Below are 13,598 nucleotides of genomic sequence, written 5' to 3'. Positions count from 1 at the left end.
GCCACCGGTCCAGGGACACCGGGCCAGGGAGGGACGTACGCAGTGATCAACGCAAGTACCGATGCAGAAGAACCGGGGCTCGTCGTCGACGACGTGTCCGTCGGCTACGGCCCCGTACGCGCCCTGCGCGCAGTGACCTTGGAGGTGCCGGCCCGCTCCGTCGTCGCCGTGCTCGGCGGCAACGGGGCGGGCAAGACGACCCTGCTGCGCGCCGTGTCGCGCACGCTCGGCTTCCACGGCGGGGCGGTGACGTCCGGCACGGTGAGCTTCGGCGGGAATGGGGTCTCCCCTGCTCGAACGGAGTTGAGAGCTCGGGGAAAGGTTGGCGGCCTGTCCGCCGACCGTGTGGTGGCCGCCGGGATCTGCCAGGTCCCGGAGGGGCGGCGGGTGTTCGCGCGGATGACCGTCGCGGACAATCTGCGGGCCGGGGCGCTCGGCTCGTCCGGTTCGCGGGCCGACAAGAGCAGAGCCCTGCGCCGGGTGCACGAGTTGTTCCCGGTGCTGGCCGACCGGGCCCAGCAGCGCGCCGGGCTGCTGTCCGGCGGAGAGCAGCAGATGCTCGCCGTGGGCCGCGCCCTGATGGCCGCGCCGAAACTGCTGCTCCTGGACGAACCGTCCCTGGGACTCGCCCCGTTGATGGCCGCCCGGATCGCCGACACGATCCGCGAGATCAACGCCCAGGGCGTCTCCGTCCTCCTCGTCGAGCAGAACGCGGCGCTCGCCCTGCGGCTCGCCTCGTACGCGTACGTCCTGGAGGTCGGCGAGATCACCCTGCACGGCCCCGCCGCCGAACTCGCGGGCTCCGACGAGGTGCGCCGCCGCTACCTGGGCGTGGTCGACGAGACGGCCGCTTCGGACGCCGCCGCCGCGACCGGTGGCGCCGCGCACCCGCCGACGCTGAGCCGCTGGGGAGGCACGCGATGAACGACGTACCGCCCCTGCGGGTCAAGGACTTGACCGTGCGCTTCGCCGGGCTCACCGCGCTCGACGCCATCGGCCTCACCGTCGAACCGGGCACTGTGCACGCCGTCATCGGCCCGAACGGCGCGGGCAAGTCCACCACCTTCAACGTCCTCTCCGGCGTCTACCGGGCCACCTCGGGCACCGTCCACCTCGGCGAGCGGGAACTGACCGGGCTTCCCCCGCACCGGATCGCCGAACTCGGCGTCGCCCGCACCTTCCAGAACCTCGCCCTGCCGCCGCACACCACGGTTGCCGACAGCCTGCTGCTCGGCCGGCACCGGCTGACCCGCGCGGGCTTCGTCGCGGCGGGCCTGCGACTGCCGTCTGCGCTGAAGGAGGAGCGGGCCCACCGCGAACGGGTCCGGGAGATCGCCGAGTTCGTCGGTATCTCCGGGCAACTCGACACACCCACCGGCTCGCTGCCGTACGGCGCGCAGAAACTCGCCGAACTCGCCCGCGCCCTGTGCATGGAGCCCAGCGTGCTGCTGCTCGACGAACCCGTCGCCGGGATGACCGCCGACGAACGCCGCCGCACCGCCGCCGTCATCGCGGGCGTCCGCGACAGCCTCGGCATCTCGATCGTCCTCGTGGAGCACGACATGGGCGTCGTCATGCGGCTCGCCGACGAGGTGACCGTCCTCGACTTCGGCCGCCGCATCGCGGGCGGCGCCCCGGAGCGCGTACAGAACGACCCGGCGGTGGTCCAGGCGTACCTGGGCGCCCCCGACGAACCGCAGGACCACGCCGGAGAGGGCTCCGCATGACCGATTTCTCGACGTTTCTCGAACTCCTCATCAACGGCGTCTCGATGGGCTCCGTCTACGCCCTCATCGCGCTCGGCTTCGTCGTCATCTTCCGGGCCACCGAGGTCGTCAACTTCGCCCACGCGTCGCTGCTGCTCGCCGGTGGCTACGTCATCGCCTCGCTCCACGACGACATCGGGTTCTGGCCCGCGGTCGCCGTCGGCATCGCGGCCGCGGCCGTCGTCGGCGCCGCCGTCGAGTTCCTCGTGATGCGCCGCTACCGGGGGCGCGACCACAGCGTCCTCGCCATCGTCACCATCGGCGTCGACATCCTGCTGACCACCGAACTCACCCGGCGGCTCGGCACGGACGTGCTCGCCATGGGGGACCCGTGGGGCGACGCCGTGCTCACCGTCGGCGGGATCTCCGTCGCGCACACCCGGATCGCCGCGTTCGTCGCGGCGGCCCTGCTCATCGGCACGTTCCTGCTCACGTTCCGCTACACCTCGTGGGGCGTCGCGATGCGCGCCGCCGCCGAGAGCAGCGAGACCGCCGCGCTGATGGGCGTACGGCTCGGGCGGGTGTCGCTCGGCGCGTGGGCCGTGGCGGGCGGGCTCGCCGCCGTCGCCGCGCTGTTCCTGACCGTCTTCCCGACGCCGGGCCTGGAACGGGCCACGTCGCTGGCCGCCCTGAAGGCCTTCCCCGCCGCGATCCTCGGCGGCCTCGACTCCACCACCGGCGCGCTCGTCGGAGGGCTGATCGTCGGCGTCACCGAGTCCCTCGCCGCCGGCTACCAGAGCGAACTCGCCTTCATGGGCCGCGGCCTCGGCGACCTCGCGCCCTATCTCGTCATGACCGTGATCCTGCTGCTGAGGCCCTCGGGGCTCTTCGGGACGAAGGAGCTCGCCCGTGTCTGACCTCCTCACCTCCGACACCTCCGATGCGCGCGCCGCCAAGTCGTCCGCGAAGAAGGGCGGTTCACCCCGTGTGCTCCTGACCCGGCGCCGTACGTACGTGGTCGCGGCCTGCGCCCTTGTGCTGCTCGCCCTGCCGTTCTACCTGGAGCGGTTCTGGCTTCAGGCCGGCCTGTTCGCCATGGCCGCCGCCATCGGAGCCGTCGGGCTCAACCTGCTGACCGGCGCCACGGGACAGCTCTCCATGGGGCACGCCTTCTTCCTCGCCGTCGGCGCCTACGGGTACTGCGTGTTCGCGGGGGAGCGGGGGCAGACGCTCGACGGGCTCGGCCTGCCGCCGTGGCTCGCCGCCGTCCTCGCGGTGCTCCTCGCGGGGGTCGCGGGCGGCCTGTTCAGCCCCATCGCGGGCCGCCTCAAGGGCGCGTACCTCGGCATCGCGACCCTCGCGCTGATCTTCATCGGGCAGCACGTCCTGTTCAACGCGGAGGAGCTGACCGGCGGCGCCAACGGGCGCGACGTCCCCGCCCTGAGCCTGTTCGGCCTCACCTTCGACGAGAGCGAACTCGTCGTCGCGGGCGTCCCGTTCGGGGCCGCGGAGAAGCTCTGGTACCTCGGGCTGCTGCTCGCGCTCGGCTGCGCGCTCTTCGCCCGCGGAAGTCTGCGCGGACGGCCGGGCCGCGCCCTCAACGCGATCCGCGACCACCGGATCGCGGCCGGGGTGCTCGGTGTGCCCGTGGCCCGCTACCGGGGCGCCGTGTTCGTGCTCTCGTCGATGTACGCGGGACTCGCGGGCGTCCTGCTCGCCCTGGTCTTCCAGCGCACCGTGCCCGACTACTTCGGGATGGTCCTGTCCCTCGAATACCTCGCCATGATCGTCATCGGTGGCCTGGGATCCGTGGCGGGCGCCGTCGTCGGCGCCGCCTTCGTCTCGCTGCTGCCGCAGCTGCTCACCCGGTACAGCGACGCCCTGCCCCTGGTCTCCGCGCCCGGCACCGGCGGCGTGGCACCCGGCGAGGCGGCCCGCTATCTGTACGGCGCCGCCGTCGTGGCGGTGGTCCTTTTCCTACCCGGCGGAATGGTGCGGCTGACCGCCCCGCGCGCCAGGAAAAACCCTCAGGAGGACGCATGAACGCAAGAAAACGCCGCACCCGCACGCTCACGGTGACCGCCGTGGCGTCCCTGCTCGCGCTGACCGCCGCGTGCAGCTCCAAGGCCAAGGACGACGGGGACGGCGACCAGCAGGGCGCCGGCGGCGTCAAGACCGGCAAGGGCATCACGGGCAAGACCATCAACCTCGGCGTCCTCACCGACCTGACCGGCGTGTACGCGACGCTCGGCAAGAGCGTCACCCAGGCCCAGCAGTTGTACGTGAAGCAGTTCAACGCCGCGGGCGGCGCCTGCGGCTACAAGGTGAAGCTGACGGTCCGCGACCACGGCTACGACCCGCAGAAGGCCGTCGCCGGATACACCGAGCTGGCGCCCGACGTGCTCGGCTTCCCGCAGTTCCTCGGCTCGCCGTTCGTGTCCGCCGTCAAGCAGCGCATCGACGGCCAGGACAAGGCCGTCGTGCTGCCGCAGGCGTGGTCGGCGCATCTGCTCGGCAGCAAGTACGTGCGCGTCATCGGCTCCACGTACGACATCGAGACGATCAACGCGATCGACTTCCTGATGAAGGAGAAGGGTCTGAAGAAGGGCGACAAACTCGGCCACGTCTACTTCGAGGGCGACTACGGGGAGAACGCGCTGCAGGGCTCGAAGTACATGGCGAAGGAGGCCGGGCTCACCGTCGTCGAGCAGAAGATCAAGCCGACCGACAACGACATGACCGCGCAGGTCTCCGCCCTGAAGAAGGCAGGCGTCAAGGGCGTCGTGATCAGCGCGGGCCCGCGCCAGGCGGCCTCCCTCGTCGGCGTCGCGGCGGCGGCGAAGCTGAACGCGCCGATCATCGGCAACAACTCGGCGTACTCGCCCCAGCTCCTCGGCACGCAGGCGGCCCCCGCGCTGCTGAAGAACTACTGGATCGCCTCGCCGGGGCTGCCGATCGGCGCGGACACCCCGGAGGCGAAGAAGCTGGTCGACGACTACAAGAAGGCGTACCCGAAGGACTCGCTCGACAACGGCGTCGTCGCGGGCTGGACCGCCGCGGCGGTGTTCGGCGAGGCTCTGAAGAAGGCGTGCGAGAGCAAGGACCTCACGCGCGAGGGCGTCGACAAGGCGCTGCTGTCCCTGAGCGACTTCGAGAACGGCTTCGGGGTCACCCAGGACTTCTCCGACCCCGCAGCGCCGTCCTCGTTCGGATCGGCGATCCTCCAGCCCGACAAGTCGGAGGTCGGCGGCACGAAGGTCGTCCGCCAGCCGGCCGAGGCCGCCGAGGCCAAGGGCTTCACACCCAAGGCGGGCTGACACCCCAGAACGTCGGCCGGCCCGGGCGTCCGTACGCGCCCGGCCCGGCCGATACCCGCCCTTCGTCACGGAAAACACGTGGACCGATCGCACTCCGTCACGGGACACTCCGATGCCCGGCCGCACCAGGGCCGGTGACCCACACCCGCCGACATCCAAAGGACGGGATCGGATTGACCTCATTACGCGAAGTGCCACCGAGCCGCGGTTCGGTGCTGCTCGCACTCCGCTACTACGGACGGGAGCTGGCCCGGGCGCGCCGGTTCGCGATCCCCGCGATGCTGCTGCCCGCGCTCGGCAACATCGGACTCAACTACATCGCGCCGCTCGTCGTCGCCAAGCTCGTCGGTCACCTCGCCGACGGCGGGGCCCGCACCGTCGACGCACTGCTGCCCTACGTCCTCGCCTTCGGCGGCGTGCTGCTGGCCGCCGAGGCGCTGTGGCGCATCGGGTTCCACTGCATCAACCGGCTTGAGGCCCGTGCCATCTCGCGCCTGTACGTGATCGGCATGGACGAGCTGTACGCGAAGGACGCCACGTTCTTCCACGACAACTTCGCCGGAGCACTCACCAAGCGCGTCCTGAGCTTCGCGTCGCGCTTCGAGGAGTTCGCCGACGTACTGATCTTCAACGTGATGGCCAGCCTCGTGCCGATCGTGTTCGGCTCGGTGGTGCTGTGGCGCTACGAGCCGCTCCTGGTTGTCGTGCTCCTGACCATGATCGTGATCACCGGGGTCTGTGTACGGCCCGTGATCCGGCGCCGCCAGAAGCTCGTCAACGCGCGCGAGGCCGCGTTCACCCGGATGTCGGGGCATGTCGCCGACAGCCTGATGAACATGGAGACGGTCCGCGCCTTCGCCGCCGAGGAGCGGGAGGCCGCCGAGCACCGGGAGCGGGTCGCGGACGCGCGCGGCCACATCCTCCGCGCCTGGGACTACGGCAACCTGCGCGTCGACACCCTCGTCGCCCCGCTCTCCGTGCTGACCAACGCACTCGGACTGCTGCTCGCCGTCACCCTCGCGGGCAGCGGGCACAACGTCGAGGCGATCGTCGTCGCGTTCACGTACTTCGGCAACGCGACGCGGATCATGTTCGAGTTCAACCAGATCTACCGCCGTCTGGAACGGGCCATGACGGAGGCCGCGCAGTTCACCGAGCTGCTGAGCGACAAGCCGAAGGTGCTCGACCCGGCCGAGCCCGAGCCGCTGGTGGGCACGTCGACCGCCGCCGTCCGCTTCGAGGGCGTCGCGTACGCGCACGCAGGGGCGGAGCCGCTGTTCACCGGGCTCGACCTGAACGTGCCCGGCGGCACCAGGATCGGCCTCGTCGGCCGCTCCGGCGGCGGCAAGACGACCCTGACCAGGCTGCTGCTGCGGATGATGGACATCGACGGCGGCCGGATCCTCATCGACGGCCAGGACATCTCCAAGCTGCGCCAGGCCGACCTGCGGTCCCTGATCGCGTACGTCCCTCAGGAGCCGGCCATGTTCCACCGCAGCCTGGGCGAGAACATCGCCTTCGCCCGGCCGGGTGCGACCGAGGCCGAGGTCCGGCGGGCGGCGGAGGCGGCGCACGTCACCGAGTTCGCCGACACGCTGCCGGAGGGCTTCGACACGATGGTCGGAGAGCGCGGCATCAAGCTCTCCGGCGGCCAGCGCCAGCGGGTCGCGCTCGCCCGGGCGATCCTGCGGGACGCCCCGATCCTGCTCCTGGACGAGGCGACCAGCGCCCTCGACTCCGAGAGCGAGGTGCTGGTGCAGGAGGCGCTGTGGCGCCTCATGGAGGGCCGCACGGCCCTGGTCGTGGCCCACCGCCTGAGCACGGTGGCCGGCATGGACCGCCTGGTGGTCCTGGACCGCGGCCGCATCGTGGAGCAGGGCAGCCACGAAGAGCTCCTGGCCGCCCACGGCACATACGCCCGCCTGTGGCAACACCAATCAGGCGGCTTCCTGGAGGAGGCCGCGTAGATCAATCGCGTATATCAAGCCCCTGAGGCCGGGTGAGCAAATAAAGCCCCTGCGGCGATTGAGCAGCGGGGTCCGGGGCAGAGCCCCGCGGCCACGGTGCCGGTGACACGCAAAAGGCGGTGGGCCCGAGCCAAAAGGCTCGGGCCCACCGCCCACACGTTCCGCCGGGCTACGGCAGCTGCGCCGCTCGCGCCTCACGCCGATTGCCCCGGAAGTTGTTCACCCGCCGGGCCGTCGCGAAGAGCGGGATCACGGCGCCGAGAACCACCTGCAGCGTGCACCCCGTCGCGAGGAGCAGCTGACCGCCGGGCGCGTCGAACGCCCATGCCGCCAGCAGGCCCATGCTCGCCACGATCCACGCCAGCATCGCCACGGCGAGCCGTCCCCGCGGCTTCGGGTACTCGACCCGGCTGACCATGAGCCACGCCGTGCCGATGATCGCGAGCAGCGTCGCCACGAAGGGCAGCTCCAGCAGCACGATCGAGACGACCGTCAGCGCGCCGAACGGCGACGGCATGCCCTGGAAGGTGCCGTCCTTCACCGTTACGCACGAGAACCGCGCAAGCCGCAGCACCACCGCCAGCAGCACCACGATGGCGCCCACCGCCGCCACTCTCTGGTGCGCGTCGTCGGCGACCATTCCGTACACGAGTACGAAGTACGCCGGGGCAAGGCCGAAGCTGATCAGGTCGGACAGGTTGTCGAGCTCCGCGCCCATCGGCGAGGACCGCAGCTTGCGCGCCACCAGACCGTCGAACAGGTCGAAGATCGCGGCGGCGAGCATCAGGATCACGGCGGTCGCGGCGCTGTGCCGCGCCATGCCGGAGTCCGCGCTGCCCTGGATGTGCGGGATGAGGATCCCGGTCGTCGTGAAGTAGACGGCCATGAAGCCGCACGTGGCGTTGCCCAGCGTGAGGGTGTCCGCTATCGACAGCCGGAGCGACAGCGGCATCTCCTCCGCGTCGTCCGCCATGTCCGGATCGTCGGCCCAGGCCGGAGTCTCGGATTCAGTCACGGTCAATTCGGGTCACCCCAGCCACCGTCTTCTGGCCGACCTCGACGTCGACCTCGACGCCCTCGGGCAGGTAGATGTCGACGCGCGAGCCGAAACGGATCAGGCCGATCCGCTCGCCCTGCTCGACCTTCGTGCCCCCAGGGACGTACGGCACGATGCGACGCGCGACCGCGCCGGCGATCTGGACCATCTCGATGTCACCGAGCTCGGTGTCGAAGTGCCACACCACCCGCTCGTTGTTCTCGCTCTCCTTGTTGAAGGCGGGAACGAAACCACCGGGGATGTGCTCGACCGACGTGACCGTGCCCGCGAGAGGAGCGCGGTTCACGTGCACGTTCAGCGGGCTCATGAAGATCGCGACACGGGTGCGACCGTCCTTCCACGGCATGATGCTCTGCACCACACCGTCGGCCGGGGAGATGACCCGACCGTGGGCGATCTCGCGCTCGGGGTCGCGGAAGAACCACAGCATGCCGGCCGCCAGAGCGGTGGTCGGTACGGCGAGTGCTGCTGCCTTCTTGGAGCGACGCGAACGCGCCAGGCTGAGGGCAGCCGTGGCGACGGTCGGGAGAAGCCACGGCGAGGCTCCGCGCGCAAGACGTCCCTTGAGGACGCCGTCGCGTGGTGCAGAGATTTGGCTGTGGGGCATGGATGACCTTCGTAGCGGATGAGGCCGCGCAGTTTACGGGGGGACGGCGGCTTTTCCGGGGATGCTATCGGTTGCGAGCCACAACTGGGCAAGCCAGGAAGCCACATCGGACGGTAGGCATCCCCCGGAGAGCGCCTACGGGGTGTGATCTTCTTCGCGAAGAAACACCCCGTAAACGGACATCTTGCCCAGGATCAGCCTTGGGATCGGTACTCCTCGAGGAGCCGACGACCAATGATCATTTTCTGGATCTCGGCGGTACCTTCGCCGATCAGCAGCATCGGTGCCTCGCGGTAGAGGCGCTCGATCTCGTACTCCTTGGAGAAGCCGTAGCCGCCGTGGATCCGGAACGCGTCCTCGACGACTTCCTTGCAGTATTCGGAGGCCAGGTACTTGGCCATCCCTGCTTCGAGGTCGTTACGTTCCCCGGAGTCCTTTTTGCGTGCCGCATTGACCATCATCGCATGAGCGGCCTCGACCTTGGTGGCCATCTCGGCCAACTTGAACTGGATTGCCTGGTGCTTGGCGATGGGCTTTCCGAATGTGTGCCGTTGCTGGGCGTAATCGATGCCCAGCTCAAAAGCACGCTGTGCGACGCCGCAGCCACGCGCGGCGACATTCACCCGGCCGACTTCCACCCCGTCCATCATTTGGTAAAAACCGCGACCGGTCTCTCCACCCAGTACGCGATTGGCCGGAATACGCAGGTCATCCATGATGAGTTCGGTCGTGTCGACGCCCTTGTAACCCATCTTGTCGATCTTTCCGGGGATGGTGAGGCCGGGACGGACCTCGCCGAAGCCGGGTTCCTTCTCCACGAGGAACGTCGTCATCGATTTGTGCGGCGCGGAACCCTCCGGGTGACCTTCATCACTTCGCGTGAGAACCGCCACAAGCGTTGACGAACCACCGTTCGTCAGCCACATCTTCTGGCCGTTCAGGACGTAACTGTCGCCGTCCTTCACCGCCTTCGACGTGATGGCCGACACGTCGGAGCCAAGTCCCGGCTCCGACATGGAGAATGCGCCGCGCACCTCGCCGAGTGCCATGCGGGGCAGGAAGTGGTCCTTCTGCTCCTGCGTCCCGTGCTGCTTGAGCATGTAGGCGACGATGAAGTGGGTGTTGATGATGCCGGAGACCGACATCCAGCCGCGCGCTATCTCCTCCACGCACAGCGCGTAGGTGAGCAGCGATTCGCCCAGACCCCCGTACTCCTCGGGAATCATCAGCCCGAACAGGCCCAACTCCTTGAGCCCGTCGACGATCTGCTGGGGGTACTCGTCGCGGTGTTCGAGTTCGGTCGCGACCGGAAGGATCTCTTTGTCGACGAAGTCCCTGACCGTCGCGAGGATTTCCTGCTGCACATCGGTCAGGCCGTGGGTCTGGGCGAGTCGGCTCATGGTTACTTGCTCTCCCGAAGTTCCGGGCGGCCGGGCTGTTCGCCGCCGCGCTCCTTGATGTACGTCTCGGTCGGCACCATCACCTTGCGGCGGAAGACGCAGACGAGCGTGCCGTCCTGCTTGTACCCCTTGGTCTCCACGTGGACGATGCCCCGGTCGGACTTGGACCTGGACGGAGTCTTGTCCAGGACGGTCGTCTCTCCGTAGATGGTGTCCCCGTGGAAGGTCGGGGCCACGTGGCGCAGCGACTCGATCTCCAGGTTGGCGATCGCCTTGCCCGACACGTCCGGAACGGACATCCCGAGCAGGAGCGAGTAGATGTAGTTCCCGACGACGACGTTCTTGCCGAAGTCCGTCGTCTTCTCCGCATAGTTCGTGTCCATGTGGAGCGGGTGATGGTTCATCGTCAGGAGACAGAACATGTGGTCGTCGTACTCGGTGACCGTCTTTCCCGGCCAGTGCTTGTAGACGTCCCCGACGGTGAACTCTTCGTAGGTGCGGCCGAACTGCATGGTTGCGTCACGCCTCCGGGATCTCGAACTTGGACGTGCGCTGCATCCCGGCCGCACGTCCCTTCCCGGAGATGACGAGGGCCATCTTCCGGCTGGCCTCGTCGATCATCTCGTCGCCGAGCATCGCCGAGCCCTTCTTGCCACCTGCCTCGGACGTGCAGTAGTCGTACGCGTCCAGGATCAGCTCGGCGTGGTCGTAGTCCTCCTGGGAGGGCGAGAAGACCTCGTTGGCGGCCTCGACCTGGCCGGGGTGCAGCACCCACTTGCCGTCGAAGCCGAGCGCGGCGGCGCGGCCCGCGACCTCGCGGAAGCCGTCGACGTTCTTGATCTGGAGGTACGGGCCGTCGATCGCCTGGAGGTCGTTGGCGCGGGCCGCCATCAGGATCTTCATCAGGATGTAGTGGTACGCGTCGGCGCCGTAGCCGGGCGGCTGCTCGCCGACGACCAGGGACTTCATGTTGATGGAGGCCATGAAGTCGGCCGGGCCGAAGATGATGGTCTCGGTGCGCGGCGAGGCCTCGGCGATCGCGTTGACGTTGTTGAGACCCGCGGCGTTCTCGATCTGCGCCTCGATGCCGATCTTGCCGACCTCGAAGCCCATCGTCTTCTCGATCTGGGTGAGCAGCAGGTCGAGCGCGACGACCTGCTCGGCGTTCTGCACCTTCGGCAGCATGATGCAGTCGAGGTTCTGGCCGGCGCCCTCGACGACCGTCACGACGTCCCGGTACGTCCACTCGGTCGTCCAGTCGTTGACCCGCACGACACGCGTCTTGCCCGTCCAGTCGCCCTCGTTGAGGAACTTCACGATGGTGTGCCGCGCCTCGGGCTTGGCGAGCGGGGCGCAGGCGTCCTCCAGGTCGAGGAAGACCTGGTCGGCGGCGAGGCCCTGGGCCTTCTCCAGGAAGCGCGGGTTCGAGCCGGGCACAGCCAGACACGAACGGCGCGGGTGAAGGCGGTTGACCTGGGTCATGCGGGGACCTCCAGTGGGTCGAGGTGGTTCGCTGTGCGGATCTCGTCGACGATACGGCCGATGATCTCCGTGATGCCGAAGTCCTTGGGGGTGAAGACGGCGGCCACACCCGCCCGCTTCAGTTCCTCGGCGTCGGCGTTGGGGATGATGCCGCCGACGATCACGGGGATGTCGGCGGCGCCCGCCTCGCGCAGCCTGGCGAGTACGTCGGGCACCAGCTCGGCGTGCGATCCGGACAGGATCGACAGGCCGACGCAGTGCACGTCCTCGGCGAGAGCCGCGGAGACGATCTGGTCCGGGGTGAGCCGGATGCCCTGGTAGACCACCTCGAACCCGGCGTCGCGGGCCCGTACGGCGATCTGCTCGGCGCCGTTGGAGTGTCCGTCGAGGCCCGGCTTGCCGACCAGCAGGCGGAGCTTTCCGCCCAGTTCGTCGCCGGTGCGGCGGACCTTCTCGCGGACCTCGGCGAGCGGCGTGCCCTCCTCGGCGGCGACCGCGACCGGCGCCGACGAGACGCCCGTGGGGGCGCGGAACTCGCCGAACACCTCGCGCAGGGCCGCGGCCCACTCGCCGGTGGTGACACCGGCGCGGGCGCATTCGAGGGTGGCCTCCATGAGGTTCTCCGTACCCGCCGCGGCCTCCTTGAGGCGGTCGAGCGCCTGCCGGCTGGTCGGGTAGAGGAACGGATCGCCCATGCCCTGCCGGTCGGTCGACTCCTCACGGGTCGTGCGCCAGTCGCCGATGGCCCGGACGACCCTGGCCTCGACGTCGTGGTCCACCGTCATGATCGCGGTGTCCAGGTCGGCGGTGAGCGGGTTCGGCTCGGTCGACTCGTAGGCGTTCACACCGACGATCTTCTCCTCGCCGGCCTCGATCCGGGCGCGGCGCTCCGCGTGCGAGGCGACGAGCTGCGACTTGAGGTAGCCCGACTCGACGGCGGCCATCGCGCCGCCCATCTCCTGGATCCGCTCGATCTCGGCGAAGGAGTCGGCGACCAGCTCGTCGACCTTCTTCTCGATGACGTGCGAGCCCGCGAAGATGTCCTCGTACTCCAGCAGGTCGCTCTCGTGGGCGAGGACCTGCTGGATGCGCAGGGACCACTGCTGGTCCCAGGGGCGGGGCAGGCCCAGCGCCTCGTTCCAGGCGGGGAGCTGGACGGCGCGGGCGCGCGCGTCCTTGCTGAGCGTCACGGCCAGCATTTCGAGGACGATCCGCTGGACGTTGTTCTCCGGCTGGGCCTCGGTCAGACCGAGGGAGTTGACCTGCACCCCGTACCGGAAGCGGCGCTGCTTCGGGTTCTCGATGCCGTACCGCTCGCGCGTGATCTGGTCCCAGATCCGCCCGAACGCCCGCATCTTGCACATCTCCTCGATGAAGCGGACGCCCGCGTTCACGAAGAAGGAGATGCGGGCCACGACGTCCCCGAACTTCTCCTCGGGGACCTGCCCTGAGTCGCGTACGGCATCGAGAACCGCGATGGCGGTGGACATCGCGTAGGCGATCTCCTGGACCGGGGTGGCCCCCGCCTCCTGGAGGTGGTAGCTGCAGATGTTGATCGGGTTCCACTTCGGCATGTTCGCCACCGTGTACGCGATCATGTCGGTGGTCAGGCGGAGCGAGGGCCCCGGCGGGAACACGTGGGTGCCCCGCGACAGGTACTCCTTGACGATGTCGTTCTGCGTCGTGCCCTGGAGCGCGGCGAGATCCGCGCCCTGCTCCTCCGCGACGACCTGGTAGAGCGCCAGGGTCCACATGGCGGTGGCGTTGATCGTCATCGAGGTGTTCATCTGCTCCAGGGGGATGTCCTGGAACAGCCGTCGCATGTCACCGAGGTGGGACACCGGGACGCCGACGCGGCCGACCTCACCCCGCGCGAGGATGTGGTCGGGGTCGTACCCGGTCTGGGTCGGCAGGTCGAAGGCGACCGACAGACCCGTCTGGCCCTTGGCGAGGTTGCGGCGGTACAGCTCGTTGGACGCCTCGGCCGTGGAGTGCCCGGCGTACGTGCGCATCAACCATGGCCGGTCCTTCTGGCGCTCAGTCATCTGCTGGCTCTCCTACG

At 69.1% G+C, this 13,598-nt stretch carries 12 protein-coding genes; 6 read left to right on the top strand and 6 right to left on the bottom strand.

Going from position 1 to position 13,598, the window contains the following annotated elements:
• Positions 1-42 precede the first annotated feature (42 nt).
• The 6 genes from ACY34M_RS10480 to ACY34M_RS10455 all read left to right on the top strand — a co-directional run bounded on the left by ACY34M_RS10480 (position 43) and on the right by ACY34M_RS10455 (position 6,990).
• Entirely contained in the window at positions 43-924 is an 882-nt protein-coding gene (locus ACY34M_RS10480) for an ABC transporter ATP-binding protein (protein ID WP_462719333.1), read from the top strand.
• The gene (locus tag ACY34M_RS10475) at positions 921-1,727 is read left to right on the top strand and encodes an ABC transporter ATP-binding protein (RefSeq protein WP_462719332.1); all 807 of its coding nucleotides are present in this window, start codon (positions 921-923) and stop codon (positions 1,725-1,727) included. Before ACY34M_RS10480 ends, ACY34M_RS10475 begins: the two co-directional genes overlap by 4 nt.
• Positions 1,724-2,623, top strand: coding sequence for a branched-chain amino acid ABC transporter permease (locus ACY34M_RS10470; protein WP_462719331.1), 900 nt, complete (start codon positions 1,724-1,726; stop codon positions 2,621-2,623). Before ACY34M_RS10475 ends, ACY34M_RS10470 begins: the two co-directional genes overlap by 4 nt.
• A 70-nt stretch (positions 2,624-2,693) precedes the next feature.
• Positions 2,694-3,749 carry a branched-chain amino acid ABC transporter permease gene (locus ACY34M_RS10465; RefSeq protein WP_462719467.1) on the top strand — a complete coding sequence of 352 codons (1,056 nt, stop codon included), beginning with the start codon at positions 2,694-2,696 and terminating at the stop codon, positions 3,747-3,749.
• A complete protein-coding gene (locus tag ACY34M_RS10460; RefSeq protein WP_462719330.1) occupies positions 3,746-5,023 on the top strand; it encodes an ABC transporter substrate-binding protein in 1,278 nt (425 codons plus the stop codon). Before ACY34M_RS10465 ends, ACY34M_RS10460 begins: the two co-directional genes overlap by 4 nt.
• Positions 5,024-5,235: 212 nt before the next feature.
• The gene (locus ACY34M_RS10455) at positions 5,236-6,990 is read left to right on the top strand and encodes an ABC transporter ATP-binding protein (protein ID WP_462719466.1); all 1,755 of its coding nucleotides are present in this window, start codon (positions 5,236-5,238) and stop codon (positions 6,988-6,990) included.
• 169 nt (positions 6,991-7,159) lie between these two features.
• Here ACY34M_RS10455 and pssA read toward each other — a convergent pair whose 3' ends face one another.
• From pssA to ACY34M_RS10425, 6 genes are all read right to left on the bottom strand, one after another.
• A complete protein-coding gene (gene pssA / locus ACY34M_RS10450; RefSeq protein WP_462719465.1) occupies positions 7,160-7,963 on the bottom strand; it encodes a CDP-diacylglycerol--serine O-phosphatidyltransferase in 804 nt (267 codons plus the stop codon).
• Between the two features lie 34 nt (positions 7,964-7,997).
• Positions 7,998-8,654 carry a phosphatidylserine decarboxylase gene (locus ACY34M_RS10445; RefSeq protein ID WP_462719329.1) on the bottom strand — a complete coding sequence of 219 codons (657 nt, stop codon included), beginning with the start codon at positions 8,652-8,654 and terminating at the stop codon, positions 7,998-8,000.
• Between the two features lie 194 nt (positions 8,655-8,848).
• Positions 8,849-10,054: an acyl-CoA dehydrogenase family protein gene (locus ACY34M_RS10440; protein ID WP_462719328.1), complete on the bottom strand. Its 1,206-nt coding sequence runs from the start codon at positions 10,052-10,054 to the stop codon at positions 8,849-8,851.
• 2 nt (positions 10,055-10,056) lie between these two features.
• Positions 10,057-10,566, bottom strand: a complete 510-nt coding sequence (locus ACY34M_RS10435) for a MaoC family dehydratase (RefSeq protein WP_462719327.1) — start codon at positions 10,564-10,566, stop codon at positions 10,057-10,059.
• Between the two features lie 7 nt (positions 10,567-10,573).
• On the bottom strand, positions 10,574-11,536 hold the full coding sequence (locus ACY34M_RS10430; protein WP_462719326.1) for an HpcH/HpaI aldolase/citrate lyase family protein: 963 nt from the start codon (positions 11,534-11,536) through the stop codon (positions 10,574-10,576).
• Positions 11,533-13,581, bottom strand: coding sequence for a protein meaA (locus tag ACY34M_RS10425; protein WP_462719325.1), 2,049 nt, complete (start codon positions 13,579-13,581; stop codon positions 11,533-11,535). Before ACY34M_RS10425 ends, ACY34M_RS10430 begins: the two co-directional genes overlap by 4 nt.
• Positions 13,582-13,598: the final 17 nt, after the last annotated feature.

It is taken from the genome of Streptomyces sp. EDA2-14 (genome assembly GCF_054963755.1).
Note: the sequence above shows the minus strand (reverse complement) of the source record. Positions and strands in the feature narration are given on the sequence as shown.